Raw genomic sequence first — 19,874 nt, 5'->3', positions numbered from 1 at the left:
GGTAGTCGATCATGTTTGGTAAGAGAGGCAGTGACGACGGCAGCCGGTTTACGCCGGAATTCCGTCAGCCGGCACCTGCGCCTGCCGCTTCGGCGCCGGCAACCCCAGCGGATACGGCGGTTCTTGCCAAGCCAGCGCCGCCGCCATCGGGCACGCCTGCGCCGCCCGCGCGGCGCGCTGTCGAGGCACCGCCATTGGCGCCGGAGCCGAGAAAGGTCCAGCGCGAAAAGAGCGAAACCTATTACGACACCAAGAGCCAGGTCTTCTCAGCGCTCATCGACACGATCGACCTGTCGCAACTCGCCAAGCTTGACCCCGAAAGCGCGCGCGAGGAAATCCGCGATATCGTCAACGACATCATCGCGATCAAGAATTTCGCGATGTCGATTTCCGAGCAGGAAGAGCTGCTCGAGGATATCTGCAACGACGTGCTGGGCTATGGGCCGCTGGAGCCACTGCTCGCCCGTGACGACATTGCCGACATCATGGTCAACGGCTCCAGGAACGTCTACATCGAGGTCAACGGCAAGGTCGAGCAGACCGGCATTCGTTTCCGCGACAACCAGCAACTCCTCAACATCTGTCAGCGCATCGTCAGCCAGGTCGGCCGCCGTGTCGATGAATCGAGCCCGATCTGCGACGCGCGTCTTCCCGACGGCTCCCGCGTCAACGTCATCGCACCGCCGCTCGCTATCGACGGCACCGCGCTCACCATCCGCAAATTCAAGAAGGACAAGCTGACGCTCGATCAGCTGGTCAAGTTCGGGGCCATTTCGCAGCAAGGCGCCGAGATCCTCAAGATCATCGGCCGCGTGCGCTGCAACATCGTCATTTCGGGCGGCACCGGCTCGGGCAAGACGACACTGCTCAATTGCCTGACCAACTATATCGACCGCGAGGAGCGCGTCATCACCTGCGAGGATTCGGCCGAGCTGCAACTGCAGCAGCCGCATGTCGTGCGTCTGGAAACCCGTCCGCCCAATCTCGAAGGCGAGGGTGAGGTGACCATGCGCGATCTGGTCAAGAACTGCCTGCGCATGCGGCCCGAGCGCATCATCGTCGGCGAGGTGCGCGGACCGGAAGTGTTCGACCTTCTGCAGGCGATGAACACCGGCCATGACGGCTCGATGGGAACGATCCACTCGAACAGTCCGCGCGAATGCCTGAACCGTATCGAATCGATGATCGCGATGGGTGGCTACACGCTGCCGCAGAAAACCGTGCGCGAAATCGTGGTCGGTTCCATTGACGTGATAATACAGGCCGCTCGCCTGCGCGACGGATCGCGACGTATCACCCACATCACCGAGGTGATCGGAATGGAAGGCGACGTCGTCATTACGCAGGACCTCGTCCTTTATAATATCAAGGGCGAGGACGCGAACGGCAGGCTGTTGGGCGAGCATGTGTCGACAGGCATCGGTCGTCCGCATTTCTGGGACCGCGCCCGCTACTATGGCGAGGAACAGCGCCTCGCCAATGCGCTCGAGGCGATGGAGAAACGCGCTGACTGACGCATCCGCAGGCGCAGGGGCCAGGGTCGATGTTCGGAATTGACGCCACCGTATTGGCATTCATCGTGCTCGCCGGCTTCAGCGCCGGCGGGGTCGCCTACGCTTTTCTGTTCAACCAGATCAGCGAGGAGAAGCAGGTCGGCAGGCGGCTGGAGACGATCAAGACCGCTGAAACCGATCGTGCCGTCGTGAAGGCTTCGCGCGATCGCGTGGCGGAAGCCGCCAAGCGGCGCAAATCGGTGCAGGATTCGCTGAAGGAACTCGAACAGAAGCAGAAATCCACCCAGCGCGTCGTCAAGAAACCGCCGCTGAAGGCCCAGATCCGCCAGGCGGGCATGAAGGTCTCGCTTGAGCGCTTCTATATCTACTCGGCTGTTTGCGGCGTCGTCCTGACCTTTCTCGCCTATTTCATCGGAGCGCCGCTGCTTGCATTGCCGGGTGTGCTGCTGGTCGGCGCTCTCGGCCTGCCGCGTTGGTTCGTCTCGTTTACCCGCGCTCGCCGGGTCAAGGCCTTCCTCAACGAATTCCCGAACGCGCTCGACATCATCGTGCGTGCGGTCAAATCAGGCCTGCCGTTGAACGACGCCATCCGCCTGATCGCCAACGAATCTCCCGAACCGGTCAAGACCGAGTTCCGCCGCATCGTCGATTCGCAGCAGATGGGCCTGTCGATCCCCGACGCCTCGATGCGCATGGCCGAAACCATGCCATGCACGGAGGCGAGCTTCTTCGGCATCGTCATCCAGATCCAGTCCCAGGCAGGCGGCAACCTTTCGGAGGCGCTTGGCAATCTTTCGCGCGTGCTTCGCGACCGCAAGAAAATGAAGGCCAAGGTCCAGGCGCTGTCCATGGAAGCGAAGGCGTCCGCCATGATCATCGGCGCATTGCCGTTCATCGTCGCCTGTCTCGTCTACCTGACAAGCCCGAACTACATCATGCCGCTGTTCACCACCAGCGTCGGCAATCTGATCCTTGGCTGTTCAGCGGTCTGGATGTCGATCGGCATCCTGGTGATGCGCAAGATGATGAACTTCGATGTCTAGAACGGGATGCGTTCGAATTGAACCCTGCATCCCGCTCTATCTGTTTTAGCCGTGCGACGCCAAGTGATTCACTTGGCTGCAAAATACTCCGGGATTGAGAGCGCATGACCGAACATGTCGTCAAAACCTTTACCGACCCGGCATTTCTCATTGCCATGCTGGTCGCCATCGCGGTGTTTGCGACCGCCCTCACACTGCTGCCGGCCTTCGGCGGGAACCAGCTCAAGACGCGCATGAAATCCGTGGCGCTGGAGCGTGACGAGTTGCGCGCCAAGCAGCGCGCGCGGCTGGCCGCGGAGGCCGATCGGCGTCGCAAGGGCCTGCGTGAGGAACAATCGATCGGCATGCGCAACATCGTCGACCGCCTCGATCTGAGGCGTGCTTTGGCGGATGAAGGCACGTTGCAGAAGCTGAAAGTGGCGGGCTTTCGCGGACAAAACCCGCTGACGCGCTTCCTTTTCTTCCGCCTGGTCCTGCCTTTTGTCGGCTTCGCGCTGGCTGCCGTATACCTGTTCGTGCTCGGCGGATTGCCCGAGCAGCCGCCTTTGATCAAGATATTCGTCTGCATCGTCGTTGCTTATGCGGGCTTTTACGCGCCGGTGCTCTATGTCAACAACCGGGCCACCAAGCGCAAGCAGTCGATCCAGATGGCTTGGCCGGACGCACTCGACCTGATGCTGATCTGTGTCGAGTCGGGTATGTCGGTGGAGGCGGCGCTCCACAAGGTCGCCGACGAGATCGGCGCACAGTCGGTAGCGCTCGCCGAAGAGTTCATCCTGACCAATGCCGAGCTTTCCTATTTGCAGGAACGCAAGCAGGCTTACGAAAACCTTGCGAGCCGCACCGGCCTGGAGTCGGTGAAATCGGTATCGCAAGCGCTGGTCCAGGCCGAGCGCTACGGCACGCCGGTGGCGCATGCGCTGCGCGTGCTTGCCGCCGAAAGCCGTGACATGCGCATGAACGCCGCCGAGAAGAAGGCCGCGGCCTTGCCACCCAAGCTCACCGTGCCGATGATCCTGTTCTTCCTGCCGGTGCTTTTTGCCATCATTCTAGGCCCGGCAGGCATCCAGGTCAGCCAGCGCGGCATCTTCGGCGACGCGTCGAAAACCAGCAGCCCGTAAGCAACCTGTCGAAGCCAAAGAGAAAGCCGCGCTGCCGACGCCGCGCGGCTTTTGATCTGAACGGGCGCCACCGCATCGGCCGGAAGTCGGAAGCGATTTTCGGAAAGCACGACGCGTGGATTCAAAGTGCTAGCTGTGAGCGTACTTTGTGCGTCCAGGTGGACGCACGTGGCTCTTGGTGCCCGTAGCTGCTATTGTCAGTTGGTGGCGGGCTTTGCCTTGTCCTGGTCCTTGAGCTGGCTCCAGGCATTCTGCTGGGCAAGCATCTGGCGAAGATAGGCCACGTTCGCCTGCGCCTGCTCGGGTGACAATTCCTGCGAAGCGATCTTCTCGGCCTCGTCGAAACGGCCCTGCAGGCCGACGACCAGCGCCAAATTCTGGCGGACCCGGCTGTCCGCGTTCGGCTGCTGGGCGGCCGTGCGCATATAGGTTTCAGCCATGCGCAAATCGCCCTCCAGCACATAGGACATGCCAAGGTTGGAAAGGATCGAGGGTTCGTTCGGCTTCAGCTCGAGCGCCTTGCGGTAATCCTGGCGCGCTTCGTCCTTCTGGCCGAGCTGGTCGAGAATGGCAGCTTCCGCCGATACCAGTCGCCAGTCCGGATACTCCGGCGTCTGCGCGCGGCGCACGGCATCGAGTGCCGGCTCGAACTGCCCATTGGCGGCGAGCGCCTTGCCATAGGCGGCAAGCACGTCGCGGTCCTTTGGCAGGGCGATCGCCAGCTTGCGCATCACCGCCAGCGACTGGTCGGCATCGCCATCCATCTGCAGCGCCGCTGCATAGTTCGTCGCGATCCGCTTGTCGTTGGGGTTCTTGGCATAGGATTCGCCAAGCCTGGTCGTTGCGCTGTGCAATTCGCCGGCCGACATGGTTTCCAGCGGTTTGCTGCTGAAACGCGCGATCGAGCCGGTGGTGAATTTGCTGGTTCCGCAGCCGGCGACGCTGGCTGCAAGCGCCATCATGAATGCCGTCGTGATCAGCCGTTTTCCCGTGGCGTTCATCATTCGGTTGGTCGGCATCAACATCGGCCTCTATCCGTGCGCGCGGCCATTGCGTAGCCGTCTTCCCACCCAAAGAAATATTCTGTTAACCCTAACGGACAGTTAAGAAACGCCGACTCGAAAGCCGGAGACCATTCCATGCCTGTCGAACTCATCGAGACGAAACCGAAGAACGCGCTGCCGGTGCATCTGGTCGCCAGGGACGGTCTGCAGGCAGCGGACCTTTCGCCATCGTCGATCGCCTGGGCGAGGGCCAACGGCTTCTCCGGCGAGGCTGGCAGGACGTTAATCGTACCCGGTGAAAATGGCGCGCTGGCCGGCGCGCTGTTCGGCACCGGCGATGGCGAGGGCGCGCTCGCCATCGGCGCCCTGGCGAGAGCCTTGCCGGAAGGCGACTGGCATTTCGCCTCCGCATTGGCCGACCCGGAACTCGCGGCGATTGCGCTGGTGCTCGGTGGCTATGTCTTCACCCGCTACGGTAAGAAACCGGGCAAGACGCTGCGCTTCGCGTTGCCGCACGGCGCCGATGCGGCGCGCATTCGCCGTATCGCCGACGGTGTTTTCCTGACGCGCGATCTCGTCAACACGCCGACCAGCGACATGGGGCCGGACCAGTTGGAGGCGGCGGTTCGGACACTGGCCGCGGCGCACAAGGCCGAAGTATCGGTGACCAAGGGCGACGATCTGCTGACGCAGAACTTCCCCATGATCCACGCGGTCGGCCGTGCATCGGCCGATGCGCCGCGCCTGATCGATATGGCCTGGGGACCGAAGAACGCGCCGAAGGTGACGCTGGTCGGCAAGGGCGTCTGCTTCGACACCGGCGGCCTCGACATCAAGCCGTCATCCGGCATGCTGTTGATGAAAAAGGATATGGGCGGCGCCGCCAATGTTCTTGGCCTCGCTTCGATGATCATGGCTGCCGGGCTGAAGGTTCGGCTGCGCGTGCTGATCCCGGCGGTCGAGAATTCGATCGCCGGCAACGCCTTCCGGCCCGGCGATGTGCTGGCGAGCCGCAAGGGCATCACCGTCGAGATCGGCAACACCGACGCCGAGGGGCGGCTGGTGCTGGCGGATGCCCTGGCGCTGGCCGATGACGAGAAACCGCAATTGCTGGTCGACATGGCGACCCTGACGGGGGCCGCGCGCGTCGCGCTCGGTCCCGACCTGCCACCTTTCTACACCGGCGACGATGCGCTGGCATCCGAACTGGCGGCGGCCTCCGTCGCGGCCGAGGATCCGCTGTGGCGTATGCCGCTGTGGCGCCCCTACGACGCAAAGCTGTCGTCGAAGATCGCCGACATCAACAATGTCACCACTGACGGGTTCGCCGGTTCGATCACCGCTGCGCTGTTCCTCAAGCGCTTCGTCGAGAAGACCCACCGTTGGGCGCATTTCGATATCTTCGCCTGGAATCCGGCCGATCGTCCCCATGGTCCAGCCGGTGGCGATGCGCAAGGCATCCGCGCGCTGGAGAGTGTCATCTCCAAACGTTTTAGCTCATAGCCAACGAAGATTCGCGACTGAAACGGAACCGAAACAATTTGCCGCCATGCTGGCCGGATGTCGATCGCGATGCGTCCGAGCCAGGCCATGCGACTGTGGCAGCAGGTGATGCTGTCGCAGGTGCGCGAGGGCGCGCCTGATCTTACCATGCGCCAGACGGCGATCCTGTTCACCATCTATCTCGATCCACCGCCGCATACGGTGCGCGGGCTGGCCGCGCGGCTCAACGTCACCAAGCCGGTCATCACCCGGGCGCTCGACACGATGGGCGGGCTGAAGCTGGTCTCGCGCCACCGCGACGAACTCGACAAGCGCAACGTGCTGGTCAAGCGCACGGTCGAAGGCGCGCTCTTTGTCGAGCGCTTTGGTGATGGTATCATCGCCAGAGCCCAGGAACTGCCCATCTAGGGCAAAAGATCAAACGCCAAATAAAACAGACAAGATAGAACAGAGTTGCCGATTTGACCGCCCGCGACGCCCGCCTCCACGCCTTCCGATCCGATCTCGCCGACGCCAGGCTGAAGGGCGAGGTCGCCGCCGAGCGCTTTATCGCCGGCCGGCCGGCGCGGATCACCGCGTCCGTGGCCGACATACGCAAGGCGCCGCGCCCCGACGCCGGCGTCAATACCCAAGCCCTGTTCGGTGACGATGTCCTCGTCTTCGAAAACGCTGAAGGCTGGGCCTGGATCCAGGCCGAACGCGACGGTTATGTCGGCTATGTCGCCGACACTGTGCTGGGAGCGCGGGATCACACGCCGACTCACGTCGTTTCGGTGCCGCGCACCTTCCTCTATCCCGGCCCGGATTTGCGGTTTCCCATCACCGGACAATTCTCGATGGGATCGGCGGTAACGGTGACCGGTGCTGCCGAAACGCGCGGCACGCACTATGCGCTGCTGCCATCCGGCGAGGCGATCATATCGGGCCATTTGCAGCCAGTTAGCGAGGTGGCCGCCGACTATGTCGCCGTCGCGGAGACGTTTCTCGGCACACCTTATCTGTGGGGTGGCGCCTCCAGCTTCGGCATCGACTGTTCCGGCCTCGTGCAATTGGCGCTTCGCATGGCCGGCAGGCAGGTGCTGCGCGATTCCGACATGCAGGCGGCGACCATCGGCGAGCCGCTCGACCCCGGCACGGATTTTGCCGGGCTCAGGCGCGGCGACCTGGTGTTCTGGAAAGGCCATGTCGCCGTCATGACCGATGCCAAGACCATGATCCACGCCAACGGCCACACCATGCTGGTCTCACGCGAAAGGTTCAAGGATGCCGTTGCCCGCATCGGCTATCTCTATGGCGAGCCAACGGGGTTTCGGCGTCCTTAGAGCGAATCTCGATCCCCATTTGTTCCGAATCTGCTTGGCGATTGCCCGCCGTCGCGCTACCTCTAGCGCGTGACAGAGCAGCCACGCCTCGCCGACCGGAATGCCGCCGTTCTCCTGCCCGAGCTATTCGTCAAATGGTTCGCGGAAAAGGGCTGGTCGCCGCGCGCTCATCAGATCGAGTTGCTGGCAAGGGCGCAAGCAGGGCAGTCGGTGCTGCTGATCGCGCCGACCGGCGCCGGCAAGACGCTGGCCGGGTTCATGCCGTCGCTGACCGAGCTGGCCAATCGGCCAAGGAGGAAACCGGGACAGGCGCATCGTGGCATCCACACGCTCTACATCTCGCCGCTGAAGGCGCTGGCCGTCGACATCGAGCGCAATCTCGGCAAGCCTGTGGAAGAGATCGGCCTGCCCGTCACGATCGAGACGCGCACCGGCGACACCCCCGCCCACAAGCGCCAGCGGCAGAAGCTGGTGCCGCCCGACATCCTGCTCACCACGCCTGAGCAACTGGCGCTGCTGATCGCGGCGCCCGATGCCCGGCGCTTCTTCGAGGATCTGTGCTACGTCATATTCGACGAGTTGCATTCGCTGGTGACCTCGAAGCGCGGGCATCTTCTGGCGCTCGGCCTGGCGCGGCTGCGCAACTATGTGCCTGGCCTGCAGACGATCGGGCTTTCGGCCACTGTCGCCGAGCCAGACGAATTGCGCAACTGGCTGGTCGGCCAGAACCCACCCAAGACCTTGAAAAGCCCCGCGATGGCCGGGCTGATCACCGTCGCCGGCGGGGCGAAACCCGACATCTCCATCCTCGACTCGCAGGAGCGCGTGCCGTGGTCCGGCCATTCGGCGCGTTACGCCATTCCCGAAATCTACGAGGCGATCAAAAAGCACCGCACCACGCTTCTGTTCGTCAACACCCGCAGCCAGGCCGAATTGCTGTTCCAGGAGCTGTGGCGGGCCAATGAGGACGCGCTGCCGATCGCATTGCATCACGGCTCGCTCGATGTCGGCCAGCGCCGGCGGGTCGAGAAGGCGATGGGCGAGAACGCGCTGCGCGCCATCGTCGCCACCTCGACGCTTGATCTCGGCATCGACTGGGGCGATGTCGATCTGGTCGTGCATGTCGGCGCGCCGAAGGGGGCGAGCCGGCTGGCGCAGCGCATCGGCCGCGCCAACCACCGCATGGATGAGCCGTCCAAGGCGATCCTGATTCCGGCCAACCGTTTCGAGGTGCTGGAATGCCGGGCGGCTCTCGACGCCAACTATCTCGGCGCGCAGGACACGCCGCCATTGATCAAGGGCGCGCTCGACGTGCTGTCGCAGCATGTGCTGGGCGTCGCCTGCGGCGCGCCTTTCAATGCCGATCTGCTGTTTGAAGAGGTGCGCGGCGCCGCGCCCTATGCGGCCTTGGAACGCGAGACCTTCGACCGCGTCGTCGATTTCGTCGCCACCGGCGGTTATGCACTGAAAAACTACGAGCGCTACGCCCGCATTCGCAAGACGGTCGACGGGCTGTGGCGTGTCTCTCATCCGCGCATCGCGCAGCAATATCGCTTGAATGTCGGCACCATCGTCGAAATGCCGGAGCTCAACGTGCGCTATGTCAGGCAGGGGCGGGGCATGGCCGGGCGCGGCGGCCCGGTGCTCGGCAAGATCGAGGAGTATTTCGCCGAAACCTTGCGCCCCGGCGACAATTTCCTGTTTGCCGGCAAAGTTCTTCGCTTCGAGGGCATCCGCGAGAACGAATGCGTCGTCTCCAACGGCGCCGGCGCCAACATCATCGTGCCGTCCTATGCCGGCGGAAAATTCCCGCTGTCGACCTATCTGGCCGACCAGGTGCGCGGCATGCTGGCCGATTCCGGCCGCTGGCAGGCGCTGCCCGAACAGGTGGCCGACTGGCTCAGGCTGCAGAAGGAAAAGTCGGTGCTGCCGAAGCGCGGCGACCTCTTGGTCGAGACCTTTCCACGCGGCAACCGGCATTACATGGTCGCCTATCCATTCGAAGGCAGGCTGGCACATCAGACGCTCGGCATGCTTTTGACGAGGCGGCTGGAGCGCGCCGGCGCCCGCCCGCTCGGCTTTGTCGCCACCGATTATTCGCTGGCGGTCTGGGCGCTGGACGATATGGCGGCGCTGTTCAAGGCGAAAAAGCCCTCGCTCGGCGCGCTGTTCGATGAGGACATGCTGGGCGACGATCTCGAAGCCTGGCTGAACGACAGCTGGATGCTGAAGCGCACCTTCCGCACCTGCGCGGTCATCGCCGGGCTGATCGAGAAGCGCTTTCCCGGACAGGAGAAGAGCGGCCGTCAGGTGACCGTGTCGGCCGATCTGATCTACGACGTGCTGCGCAGCCACGAGCCGGACCATATCCTGCTGCAGGCGACGCGCACCGATGCTTCGGCAGGATTGCTCGATGTCAGCAGACTTGCCGAGATGCTCTCGCGCGTACGCGGTCGAATCGTGCATAAGCATCTGGAGCAGATTTCGCCGCTGGCGATACCGGTGATGCTGGAGATAGGCAAGGAACCGGTCAATGGCCGCGCCAACGAGACCTTGCTGATGGAAGCGGCCGATCTGGTCGAGGAGGCCATGGGCCGAGGATAGAAGCAATTCCAGGAAAAGTGTGTAGCGGTTTTCCCGGGAAAAACGCGTAGCGCTTTCCCTGGGGAATTGCAAAAAACACAAGACAAGGGTGACGAGGGGATGAACTTTTCGCTGGCGCGCGCATCGCTGATCGCCGAGGCCGACATGGTCGGCATCGCCGGCGAGCGCGCGGTCTGTGACCCGCGCGGCGTGCTCTATTTCCCCGATCTGCGGCTGCTCGCGGTCTCCGATCTGCATCTCGAAAAAGGATCTTCTTTCGCCCGGCGTGGGGCGCTGATTCCGCCTTACGACACCGGCGCCACCTTGCTCAGATTGCAGGCGGTGATCGCCGATTACCAGCCCGCGATCGTCATCAGCCTGGGCGACTCTTTCCACGATGGCGGCGGCGCCGAGCGCATGCATCAAAGCTTCCGCGAACGCCTGGAAGCGCTGATGGCGGGCCGCGACTGGTTCTGGGTCGCCGGCAACCACGATCCGGAGGCGCCCGCCGATCTGCCCGGTGACACGGTGCGCGAACTCGCCATAGGTTCGCTGCTGTTCCGGCACGAACCCTCCAAGGTGCGTGTCGAGGGCGAAATATCAGGCCATCTTCATCCTTGCGCGAGAATCGTACAGCGTGGCCGTTCGGTGCGGCGGCGCTGCTTTGCCGGCGATGGCGGCCGCATGATCATGCCGGCCTTCGGCGCCTATACCGGCTCGCTCAACGTGCTCGATCGCGCCTATGCCGGGCTGTTTCGGCTGGAAACACTGATGGCTTATATGCTGGGCGCCGAGCGCATTTTTGCGATCTCCCGCTCGATGCTGCGGCCGGGCTGATACCGACCTACCGACCGTAGTAGAGTGTCACGGTATGCTTCGCCTCGGCGAAGAACAGCCAGCGCTCGACCAGCATGCCGACGAACTGGACCACAGCCGCGAGCGCCGACAACACCGGCGCAAACGGCCATGGCAAGACGAACGCGGTAACCAGAAGCAGGACAGGCAAGGCGAAAGCCAGCAATTGTATGATCTGTCGCAGCTTCGCGGCGTGCTTGCGCGCGATGCGAAAGCCCATTTCCTTGAGCAGATAGTTTTCCTCGGTGTGCGGCCATTCCAGCGACCGCACCGTGCCACCGGCCAAGCCCGTCGCGGTGTTGGCGGTGGTCGGGATTTCCAGCCGGCCATTGTAGCGCCAGGTCGCCAGCTTCCAGCCCCAGCCGACCAGGGTGAGGAGCAGCGAGAACGCCACCATAGCCTTTGAGCCGACGGCAAAGCCCTGCAGCAGCGCGTTCAAAAGCACGCTGCCGGTCATCGCCGAGAAGATGAGATAGGCTGGCAAGGTGAAACGGCTGTGCCATTGGGCGATCGGCTTCAGCGACGCATAGATCATGCCGGTGGTGCTGACTGTGACGACCGCGCCGACGGCCGCCAGCAATCCGGTGACAGCCACCCAGCCATCCGTGCGGCCGAGCAGAACCCAGCCCATGCCGAACAGCCCGGCCGGGACAAAGGTGGCGACCGACGCAACGCCTTCGCGCGACAACCAGGAGCTGCGCCATTGCGAGAAGGCGCGCCATGCCCGCTCCGGCCGGCCGAGGTGACCGGTCGAGGACAACAGGCCGGCGGCGATCAGGCCGAGCGCCAGCCCCATGCTGATGAGCCCGAGCCAGAAATCGGCCGGGATCGCACCGATGCCGGCAAGCACGCCGAGCAGCGCCAGCAGGCCGTAACCGGCGCCCGTGGCGGTGGTGAAGAAGACGACCGAGAAGGCTGGATGCATGGATGTCAGTTCGAAAGCATGCGGTCGACCCAGCCGAGGAAACCGCCTTCGGCCCGCACCGGCTCCAGCGCCGATGCCGTCACCGATGCGGCGTGCGTGGTGTGCGCGCGTGGCGGCAGATACTTGTTGGTCGGGTGATAGCCCATCTCCGGCATCAGGTCGACGCCGCCGCGCTCAGCAACCAGTTGCGACACCGCCGACAAGGGATCGCCAAGGTCGCCAAAATGCCGGGCGCTGGTCGGGCAGGCGGCGACGCAGGCCGGCACGCGGTCTTCCTCGGCCAGATTGTCGTTGTAGATGCGGTCGACGCAGAGCGTGCATTTCTTCATCACGCCGACATCGGTGTCGAATTCGCGCGCGCCGTAGGGGCAGGCCCAGCTGCACAATTTGCAACCGATGCATTTGTCCTCGTCGATCAGCACGATGCCGTCCGAGGCACGCTTGTAGGAGGCTCCCGTCGGGCAGACGGTGACACAGGCCGGCGTCTCGCAATGCAGGCAGGAGCGCGGGAAGTTCACCGTGCGTCCGCCCATCTCGGTCGTGTGCTCGTAGCTGTGGACACGGTTGAACCAGACGCCGTCGACATTGCCGCCATAAGGGTCGATGTCGGTCAGCGGGGCCATGTGGCCGCCGGTGTTCCACTCCTTGCAAGCCGTCACGCAGGCCTGGCAGCCGACGCAGGTGTCGAGGTCGATGACCAGGCCGAGCCTCTTGTCGGTATGGGTGGGAAGGCAGGTCATTCGGCGGCTTCTCTTTTCATACGGAACTCGGCGCCGAAACGGAGTATGTCGGGCGAGGGTTCGAAATGCGGCGGCTGCCGGAAGCGCTCGAATTGCGGCTCGGTGAAGCCGGCTTCCTCAGCCGCGCATTTGACGATGCGCACCCTGAGGTCGAACCATGCCGCCTGTCCCGTGACGGGGTCGGAGTTCGAATAGCGCTTGCCATTCGCATCGGCCGAGGTCTGGTCGCCGATGATATGATTGAGCAGGAAGCCGCGATTGCTTTCGGCGGCGTCGTCCTTCAGACCCCAACTGCCGCGCCGCTTGCCGATGGCGTTCCAGGTCCAGACCGTGTCGGGATTGACGCCGTCGACCAGCTTGATCTGCCCCTTCACCCGGCCGTTGATGCTCTCGACCCACACCCAGTCGTCATCGACGAGCCCGAGGCTTGATGCGGTCCGATGGTACACGAACAGCCTGTTCTGGCTGGTGATTTGTCTGAGCCACGCATTCTGCGAGCCCCAGGAATGATACATGTGCATCGGCCGTTGCGTCAGCGCATGCAGCGGATATTTCTGGAGGTCGACAGCCGCTTCCTCGAACGGCGCGTACCAGAAGGGCAGCGGGTCCATATAGGTCTCGATGCGGTCGCACTCGGCTTCCGGCGGCAGCACCCTGCCATGGCCACGCGCCGCCAGGCGGAAGCGCTGCATCGGTTCGGAATAAAGCTGGAAGACGATCGGCTCAGTCTTCGGGATAAAACCCATCTGCTCGGCGAAGTCGAGATAGGAGCGGTTGGCCATCTTGTAATAACGCTGGTCGGCGGAAAAGTCGTGGTGCCAGAAGCCGCCATTGTCGATGTAGCGCTGCAACTGGTTCGGATTGGGCTCGCCCTTGCCGATCGAAGCGCCGTCCTTGCCGCGCCAGCCGGCAAGCGGTCCGATGCCGGGCGTGCGCTCGTGATTGACGATATAATCGGCATAGTCGCGGTATCTGGCAGCGCCATCCTCGTCGACGAAACCGGGCAGTCCGAGCCGCGCGCCGAGCTCGATCAACACCGACTGGAACGGCCTGACGTCGCGATCCGGCTCGACCACGGGATGGCGGATGGCGTCGCCCGGCCCGTCGGCATGGCTGATCGGCCGGTCGAGCAGGCTGATGCAGTCGTGCCTTTCGAGATAGGTCGTGTCCGGCAGCACGAGATCGGCGAACGGCACGGTCTCGGAGTAATAGGCATCGGAATAGATGATGAAGGGGATCTTGTAGTTGCCGGCCTCGTCTGCGTCGGTCAGCATGGCGATGGTCTCGACGGTGTTCATCGAGGAGTTCCAGGCCATGTTCGACATGTACATCAGCAGCGTATCGATGGGGTAGGGATCACCCGCCCAGGCGTTGCGGATCACCGTGTGCATCAGGCCGTGTGCTGCGAGCGGCGCATCCCAGGAGTAGGCCTTGTCGATGCGAACAGGCGTGCCGGCTTCATCGACCAGCAGGTCGTCCGGTCCGCAGACGAAGCCGAGCGGCATGCCTTCCAGCGGCGTCATCGGCTTGACATGCTTGCCCGCGGGCTTCGGCCCCGGCGGCGCCGAGCGAGGATAGGGCGGCTTGAAACGGAAGCCGCCCGGCACGTCCACCGTTCCGAGCAGCACCTGCAAGAGATGGATGGCGCGACAGGTGTGGAAGCCGTTCGAATGAGCGGAGATGCCGCGCATTGCGTGCATGGCGACGGGCCGCCCCTTGATCGTCTCGTGGCGGCGCCCGGCCCAGTCGGTCCAGGCCACCGGCAATTCGATCGTCTGTTCGAAGGCAACATGCGCAAGTTCGGCGGCGATCCGGCGGATCGTGTCTGCGGGAATGCCGCAGCGTTCCGCGACGGCGTCGGGTGCATGGCTCTCATGTAGATAACGGTCGGCGATGAGCTGGAACACCGGAACGCAGCGGCGGCCGTCGACAGTGAAGTTGCCGGTCAGCGCAGGTTTCGCATCGGCGTCCGTGGCGTCGGCGGGGGTCTTGGCCACCCTGTCCCAGGCCAGCGGGTTACCGGCGCCGTCGCGCACGAACAGCCCGTCATCGGCCGCGCCCGGCTCCTGAATGACGAGGACATGCGCGTTGGTATAGCGCAGCAGATAGTCGAGATCGACGCGGCCGGCCTTCAGCAATTCATGGATGAGGGCGAAGACGAACAGGCCGTCGGTGCCTGGCCGGATGCCGATCCAGTCGTCGGCGATGGCGTTGTAGCCGGTGCGGCACGGATTGATCGAGACGACCTTGGCGCCGCGCGCCTTGAGCTTGCCCAAGCCGATCTTGATCGGATTGGAATCATGGTCCTCAGCGACGCCGAACAGCATGAAGTATTTGGTATTGTCCCAGTCGGGTTCGCCGAATTCCCAGAACGAGCCGCCGATCGTATAGAGGCCGCCGGCCGCCATGTTGACCGAGCAGAAACCGCCATGGGCGGCGAAATTCGGCGTGCCGAACTGGCTCGCCCACCAGCCGGTCAGCGATTGCGACTGGTCGCGTCCGGTGAAGAAGGCGAGCTTCTTCGGATCGGTCCGCCGAATAGCCGACAGCCGCTCCGTTGCGATCGAAAAGGCTTCCTCCCACTCGATCTCGCGGAATTCACCGGAGCCTCGCGGACCGGTGCGCAGCAAAGGCTTCTTCAGCCGCGCCGGGCTGTAATGCTGCATGATGCCGGAGCTGCCCTTGCCGCAGATCACGCCGCGATTGATTGGATGGTCCTTGTTGCCATTGATGTAGCGGACCTTGCCGTCCTTGATGTGGACGTCGATGCCGCAGCGGCAGGCGCACATGTAGCAGGTGGTCTTGGCGATGCTGTCGGAGACGTCGGGCGAGGTGTCGACGCCGTCGCCCTCGTCGGGCGCGCGCGTATCGGCGAGCGGCCGTTGGGACGGTGCGGAATTAGCGCCGCGCGGCGGTCCTTGGATCATGGGTTGCTTTTGTTGTCCGAGTATTTGGCTCGCGTCTTTGGCCCGGGACCACGCATGTAATGTTCTTCCGGGTGGTAGCCATCGCCCGCGAGCCGCCGCCGCAGGATGCGGGTCCAACTGGCGAACAGGGATCTGAAGCGCCCTATCAATTTCTAAGCCTTTGTCACTCGGCCGCGATTTTTTTCTAACTTCGCTTCAAAATTTAGAACAAACCAATCGATCTGTCTAACAACTTGCTCTTGTAATTCCAATCGAATTTGCTTCTTAATTCGGCATGACCCTGGATCAATTGCGCATCTTCGTAGCCGTCGCCGAGCGCGGCCATATGACCAAGGCGGCCGAGCTTTTGGGCATCTCCCAATCGGCGGCGTCTGCCGCTATCCGTTCCCTCGAGCAACAGCACGGCGTCCAGCTATTCAATCGGGTCGGCCGCAACATCGAGCTTGCCCAGGCCGGACACCGGTTCTTGCCCGAGGCCAAGGCCGTGCTCGAGCGCGCCGCTGCCGCCAGCAATGTGCTGGAACATGTCTCGCAGACGATCACCGGAAGCCTCTCCATCGCTGCCAGCCAGACCATCGCCAGCTACTGGCTGCCGCGCCGGCTGGCGTCTTTCCATGAGGCCTATCCCGCCGTCAGGCTGAGCGTCACCATCGGCAATACGAGACAGGTCGAGACCCACGTTCTCGATGGCACGGCGGACTTCGGCCTGGTCGAGGGGCGCACCGAATCCGACGTGTTGCGGCGCGCCAAGGTCGACGTCGACAGGCTGCTGCTGGTCGTGGCGCGATCCCATCCAAAGATGGCGCCGCACGGCACCCCCGATATCAGGGCGCTGCGCTGGATCATCCGCGAAGCCGGCTCAGGCACGCGCGAGGTGCTGGAGGATCTGGCGCGCCGCCAGGCGGTCTCGTTCGCCGATCTCCAGATATTCCTCGTCCTGCCGAGCAACGAGGCGATCCGCCAGGCGGTCGAGGCCGGCGCCGGCGCCAGCATCATTTCCGAGCTTGTCGTCGCCGGCGCGATTGCCGAAGGCAGCCTGCGCTCGGTGCCGATCGACCTGCCGCAGCGCGACTTCGCCATCATCACCCACCGCGACCGCCAGGCAAGCCTCGCCCAGATGGCGCTCAAGGCGCATCTCGGCGCAAAGCCCAAGGCGTCAGCGTAAGCGGATCAGCCGAACTTCCGCTGGGCGTCCAACGCCAGCCCAAGCCCGACCGAACCGAACATGTCGCCTTCGATGACGGACGCCTGCGGCACCAGCGCCAGGATCTCCTGTCTTGCCAGCGGGATCGCGGTCGAGCCGCCGGTCAGGAACACCGCGGTGATGTCGGACGGCTTCACCCGGGCATCCCTGATGGTCTGTTCGACCGTGGCCGCCACCTGCCCGATGTCTCGGGCAATCGTTGCCTCCAGCCCGGCGCGTGTGATTTCGGCCGCGAATTCCACTCCCGGCAGCGCAACCGCGACCTGCGCCGACAATTGCTCGGTCAGCTCGATCTTGGCCCGTTCGACCAAGGCGGCCAGCGCGTGCCCGTAGCGATGCTCGACGACATGAATGAAGCGGTCGACCAGATCGGCGCGTTCGGCCTCGTAGCGGATCTGCCTGAGATGCGACATCGCCCTGGCGGTGTAGACGAGGTTGATGCGCTGCCATGTCGCCAGGTCGATGAAGTAACTGGCCGGCAGATTGCGCTTGCCGTCCTTGGTTGGCGTCAAATAGCCGAGCTCGGGCATGACATGGACGATGCTCAGCAGCCGGTCGAAGTCGGTGCCGCCGATATGGATGCCGCGGCTGGCCAGGATATCGTCCTTGCGGTCGAGCGAGCGGGCGCGCTGCGGCGAGACCCGCACGATCGAGAAGTCGGACGTGCCGCCGCCCATGTCGACGATCAGCGCCAATTCTTCCCGCGTCACCTTCTGTTCATAGTCGAGTGCCGCGGCGATCGGCTCGAACTGGAAGGCGATATGCTTGAAGCCCTGGGCGCGGGCGGCGTTTTCAAGCTCGCCCTGCGCCCTCGCATCGGCTTCCGGATCGTCGTCGACGAACTGCACCGGACGGCCGAGCACCACGCTCTCGACCGTCTCGCCGGCATCCTCCTCCAGCCGTTTCTTCAGATGGCCGACGAACAGGCCGACGATCTCCATGAAGGCGATCGACCGCGCCTTGATGCGCGTCTTTTCGTGGGCGAGCGAACTGCCGAGCACGCTCTTCAGTGAGCGCATCAGCCGGCCCTCGATGCTGTCGGTATAGTCGGAAATCGCGCGGCGCCCGAAATGGGTTCGGTTGTCCTCGAAATTGAAGAACACGGCACTTGGCAGCGTCACCTGGCCGTCCTCAAGCGCCACCAGGCGCGGCCGCCCGTTGTCGACAACGCCAATCGTGGAATTGGACGTGCCGAAATCGATACCGCCGAATGCTGGTCGCATCGCAAGATCCTGTATTCTTGATGTGGGGAGCGACAGCTCGCGCTTCGGCCAGGCCGGGGATCGCGGTCTAACCCATGAAGCTCGAAAGGGGAACCGTCTTTCGGAAAAGATCAGTCCTTGCGGAAGACGAGCCTTCCCAGCCAGCCCGTCAGCATGGCCAGCGATACGGCGAAGACGCCGTAGAGGAAGGAATAGTCGTGCGCGACGCGGAAGATCGACTGTTCGAAGCCGGACTTGCGGATTTCGAGCTGGGCGGAGCTTTCCTTGATGAACAGGCCGCTCTTGAACAGGAAGGCGCGGGCCTTGTGCGTGCCGACCGGAACGTTGGGCGCGAGCCTGACGGTGGCGCGAAACAGGTTCTGCGACAGGAACTGCACGCCGCCGACATTCTCGCTGTAGAGGCCGGTCGCCGCCTTGCGCTCGCGCAGCGCCGCGGTGAATTCCTGGATCGTCGCCGGGCTGTCGCCGGCATCGGCCGGCTGCATGTAAAGGTTGGACGCGCCGAGCGACAATTGCTTGTAGCTGTTCGGATCGGTGACATCCTGCAGCGGGCGCGTCGTCGCCACCGAATAGGACACCGGCACGTTTTCGAAGGTCTCGGATTCCAGGTTGATCCAGATGCCGAGCACCCGGTCCTTGCGGCGCACGACAACCGGCCGGGCCGGTCCTTCCAGGACAACGATGACATCGTATCGCCCCCGGCGCGCGACAAGCGGGTCGGCGTTTTCCAGCGAGCCGAAAATGGTGAGATCGGCACCGGAAAAGTCGGCGGTGATCGAGACATTGTCGGTGGACAGGCCGATCTGGATATTTTCGACCGGTGGCGTCTGCGCCATCGCCGGCAACGCGGCGACGACCGAGAGCGTCAGCCAGGCAGCGGCAACGAACGCCCTCGCACCCGCCATCAGCCCAGATCCACGCCGGAGAGCGAATAGAGGTTGGGCGGAGTCACGAACAGATCGATGGCAAGCCGGATCGCGACCGCCAGCACCAGCAGCGCCAGCAACGCCCTGAGCTGCTCGCCGCGCAGCCTCTGGCCGGCCTTGGCGCCATATTGCGCGCCGGCGACGCCGCCCGCCATCAGCAGGAAGGCGAGCATGACGTCGACCGTCTGGTTGGTGGTGGCGTGGACCAGCGTGGTGTAGGCGGAGGTGAAGATGATCTGGAACAGCGAAGTGCCGATGACGACATTGGTCGGCACTTTCAGGAGGTAGATCAGCGCCGGCACCATGATGAAGCCGCCGCCGACACCCATGATCGACGACAGGAAACCGATGCCGGCGCCCAGCCCAAGCACCGGGATGACACTGACGAACAGCTTCGAGGCCCTGAAGCGCATCTTCAGCGGCAAGCGGTGGATCCAGTTGTGCTGGCCGGGTTTCTTCAGCACCGGGGCGGCACCACTGCGGGTGGCGCGCAGTGCATTGACGCTCTCGACCAGCATCAGCCCGCCGACAGTGCCGAGCAGCACGACATAGAGCAGCGAGATAAACAGGTCGAGCTGGCCGAGCCGGCGCAGGAACCCGAAGACGAAGATGCCGGCGGTGGAGCCGACGATGCCGCCGGCCAAAAGCACCCCGCCGAGCTTGAAGTCGAGCGTCCCGCGCTTCACATGCGACAACGCGCCGGAGAAGGAGGAGGCGATGACCTGGTTGGCGCCGGTGGCGACCGCGATCGCAGGCGGAATGTTGTAGAAGATCAGCAGCGGCGTGATGAGGAAGCCGCCGCCCACCCCGAACATGCCCGACAGGAAACCCACCGCCGCGCCCATGGCCAGCAGCACGAAGACGTTGACGGAAATTTCCGCGATCGGGAGATAGATGCCCACCCGTCAGTCTCGATCAGTATGCCTGTCGGCGAATGCAACCGTTGCGGGCATCTTGCGCCAAAAAAGCTAAATTGTTCTTGCG

16 protein-coding genes are annotated in these 19,874 nt (G+C 63.8%); 9 read left to right on the top strand and 7 right to left on the bottom strand.

Annotated elements, in window-relative coordinates:
• The first annotated feature begins 11 nt into the window (after positions 1-11).
• The 3 genes from MESS2_RS01160 to MESS2_RS01150 all read left to right on the top strand — a co-directional run bounded on the left by MESS2_RS01160 (position 12) and on the right by MESS2_RS01150 (position 3,678).
• Complete coding sequence (locus MESS2_RS01160) at positions 12-1,514, top strand: TadA family conjugal transfer-associated ATPase (protein ID WP_008872192.1); 1,503 nt, start codon at positions 12-14, stop codon at positions 1,512-1,514.
• Between the two features lie 29 nt (positions 1,515-1,543).
• A complete protein-coding gene (locus MESS2_RS01155; RefSeq protein ID WP_008872191.1) occupies positions 1,544-2,557 on the top strand; it encodes a type II secretion system F family protein in 1,014 nt (337 codons plus the stop codon).
• Positions 2,558-2,661: 104 nt separating this feature from the next.
• The gene (locus MESS2_RS01150) at positions 2,662-3,678 is read left to right on the top strand and encodes a type II secretion system F family protein (RefSeq protein WP_008872190.1); all 1,017 of its coding nucleotides are present in this window, start codon (positions 2,662-2,664) and stop codon (positions 3,676-3,678) included.
• A 197-nt stretch (positions 3,679-3,875) separates the two neighbouring features.
• Here MESS2_RS01150 and MESS2_RS01145 read toward each other — a convergent pair whose 3' ends face one another.
• Complete coding sequence (locus MESS2_RS01145; protein WP_040591803.1) at positions 3,876-4,697, bottom strand: tetratricopeptide repeat protein; 822 nt, start codon at positions 4,695-4,697, stop codon at positions 3,876-3,878.
• Between the two features lie 120 nt (positions 4,698-4,817).
• Between MESS2_RS01145 and MESS2_RS01140 the strand changes: the two genes are divergently transcribed.
• From MESS2_RS01140 to pdeM, 5 genes are all read left to right on the top strand, one after another.
• Positions 4,818-6,185, top strand: coding sequence for a leucyl aminopeptidase family protein (locus MESS2_RS01140; protein ID WP_008872187.1), 1,368 nt, complete (start codon positions 4,818-4,820; stop codon positions 6,183-6,185).
• A 57-nt stretch (positions 6,186-6,242) separates the two neighbouring features.
• On the top strand, positions 6,243-6,593 hold the full coding sequence (locus MESS2_RS01135) for a MarR family winged helix-turn-helix transcriptional regulator (RefSeq protein ID WP_008872186.1): 351 nt from the start codon (positions 6,243-6,245) through the stop codon (positions 6,591-6,593).
• A gap of 53 nt (positions 6,594-6,646) precedes the next feature.
• On the top strand, positions 6,647-7,507 hold the full coding sequence (locus tag MESS2_RS01130; protein ID WP_008872185.1) for a C40 family peptidase: 861 nt from the start codon (positions 6,647-6,649) through the stop codon (positions 7,505-7,507).
• 69 nt (positions 7,508-7,576) lie between these two features.
• Positions 7,577-10,111 (top strand): ligase-associated DNA damage response DEXH box helicase, encoded by a 2,535-nt coding sequence (locus tag MESS2_RS01125; protein ID WP_008872184.1) that lies wholly within the window; start codon positions 7,577-7,579, stop codon positions 10,109-10,111.
• 99 nt (positions 10,112-10,210) lie between these two features.
• Entirely contained in the window at positions 10,211-10,927 is a 717-nt protein-coding gene (gene pdeM, locus MESS2_RS01120) for a ligase-associated DNA damage response endonuclease PdeM (RefSeq protein ID WP_008872183.1), read from the top strand.
• 7 nt (positions 10,928-10,934) lie between these two features.
• Here pdeM and MESS2_RS01115 read toward each other — a convergent pair whose 3' ends face one another.
• From MESS2_RS01115 to MESS2_RS01105, 3 genes are read right to left on the bottom strand one after another with little or no spacing between them, the layout of a single operon-like run.
• The gene (locus MESS2_RS01115) at positions 10,935-11,870 is read right to left on the bottom strand and encodes a dimethyl sulfoxide reductase anchor subunit family protein (protein ID WP_008872182.1); all 936 of its coding nucleotides are present in this window, start codon (positions 11,868-11,870) and stop codon (positions 10,935-10,937) included.
• A 5-nt stretch (positions 11,871-11,875) separates the two neighbouring features.
• Entirely contained in the window at positions 11,876-12,610 is a 735-nt protein-coding gene (locus MESS2_RS01110) for a 4Fe-4S dicluster domain-containing protein (RefSeq protein WP_008872181.1), read from the bottom strand.
• Entirely contained in the window at positions 12,607-15,537 is a 2,931-nt protein-coding gene (locus tag MESS2_RS01105) for a molybdopterin oxidoreductase family protein (RefSeq protein WP_008872180.1), read from the bottom strand. Before MESS2_RS01105 ends, MESS2_RS01110 begins: the two co-directional genes overlap by 4 nt.
• Before the next feature lie 274 nt (positions 15,538-15,811).
• Between MESS2_RS01105 and MESS2_RS01100 the strand changes: the two genes are divergently transcribed.
• Complete coding sequence (locus MESS2_RS01100) at positions 15,812-16,702, top strand: LysR family transcriptional regulator (RefSeq protein ID WP_008872177.1); 891 nt, start codon at positions 15,812-15,814, stop codon at positions 16,700-16,702.
• A 5-nt stretch (positions 16,703-16,707) separates the two neighbouring features.
• On the opposite strand, the gene MESS2_RS01095 is transcribed toward MESS2_RS01100, so the two are convergent.
• The 3 genes from MESS2_RS01095 to MESS2_RS01085 form a co-directional block, all read right to left on the bottom strand.
• On the bottom strand, positions 16,708-17,964 hold the full coding sequence (locus MESS2_RS01095) for an Hsp70 family protein (protein WP_008872176.1): 1,257 nt from the start codon (positions 17,962-17,964) through the stop codon (positions 16,708-16,710).
• Positions 17,965-18,074: 110 nt separating this feature from the next.
• Complete coding sequence (locus MESS2_RS01090) at positions 18,075-18,869, bottom strand: TIGR02186 family protein (RefSeq protein WP_008872175.1); 795 nt, start codon at positions 18,867-18,869, stop codon at positions 18,075-18,077.
• Positions 18,869-19,792: a sulfite exporter TauE/SafE family protein gene (locus tag MESS2_RS01085; RefSeq protein WP_008872174.1), complete on the bottom strand. Its 924-nt coding sequence runs from the start codon at positions 19,790-19,792 to the stop codon at positions 18,869-18,871. The genes MESS2_RS01090 and MESS2_RS01085 overlap by 1 nt, the downstream gene beginning before the upstream one ends.
• Between the last annotated feature and the right edge of the window lie 82 nt (positions 19,793-19,874).

Origin of the sequence: Mesorhizobium metallidurans STM 2683, from assembly GCF_000350085.1 — a bacterium.
In the GTDB taxonomy this organism is placed as follows: domain Bacteria; phylum Pseudomonadota; class Alphaproteobacteria; order Rhizobiales; family Rhizobiaceae; genus Mesorhizobium; species Mesorhizobium metallidurans.
This window is presented reverse-complemented; position numbering and strand designations above follow the sequence as displayed.

Coding starts and splice junctions, on each gene's coding strand:
- MESS2_RS01090 (WP_008872175.1), bottom strand. CDS start 18,869: ATGGCGGGTGCGAGGGCGTTCGTTGCCGCTGCCTGGCTGACGCTCTCG.
- MESS2_RS01095 (WP_008872176.1), bottom strand. CDS start 17,964: ATGCGACCAGCATTCGGCGGTATCGATTTCGGCACGTCCAATTCCACG.
- MESS2_RS01145 (WP_040591803.1), bottom strand. CDS start 4,697: ATGCCGACCAACCGAATGATGAACGCCACGGGAAAACGGCTGATCACG.
- MESS2_RS01100 (WP_008872177.1), top strand. CDS start 15,812: ATGACCCTGGATCAATTGCGCATCTTCGTAGCCGTCGCCGAGCGCGGC.
- MESS2_RS01115 (WP_008872182.1), bottom strand. CDS start 11,870: ATGCATCCAGCCTTCTCGGTCGTCTTCTTCACCACCGCCACGGGCGCC.
- MESS2_RS01105 (WP_008872180.1), bottom strand. CDS start 15,537: ATGATCCAAGGACCGCCGCGCGGCGCTAATTCCGCACCGTCCCAACGG.
- MESS2_RS01110 (WP_008872181.1), bottom strand. CDS start 12,610: ATGACCTGCCTTCCCACCCATACCGACAAGAGGCTCGGCCTGGTCATC.
- MESS2_RS01155 (WP_008872191.1), top strand. CDS start 1,544: ATGTTCGGAATTGACGCCACCGTATTGGCATTCATCGTGCTCGCCGGC.
- MESS2_RS01150 (WP_008872190.1), top strand. CDS start 2,662: ATGACCGAACATGTCGTCAAAACCTTTACCGACCCGGCATTTCTCATT.
- MESS2_RS01160 (WP_008872192.1), top strand. CDS start 12: ATGTTTGGTAAGAGAGGCAGTGACGACGGCAGCCGGTTTACGCCGGAA.
- pdeM (WP_008872183.1), top strand. CDS start 10,211: ATGAACTTTTCGCTGGCGCGCGCATCGCTGATCGCCGAGGCCGACATG.
- MESS2_RS01135 (WP_008872186.1), top strand. CDS start 6,243: ATGTCGATCGCGATGCGTCCGAGCCAGGCCATGCGACTGTGGCAGCAG.
- MESS2_RS01140 (WP_008872187.1), top strand. CDS start 4,818: ATGCCTGTCGAACTCATCGAGACGAAACCGAAGAACGCGCTGCCGGTG.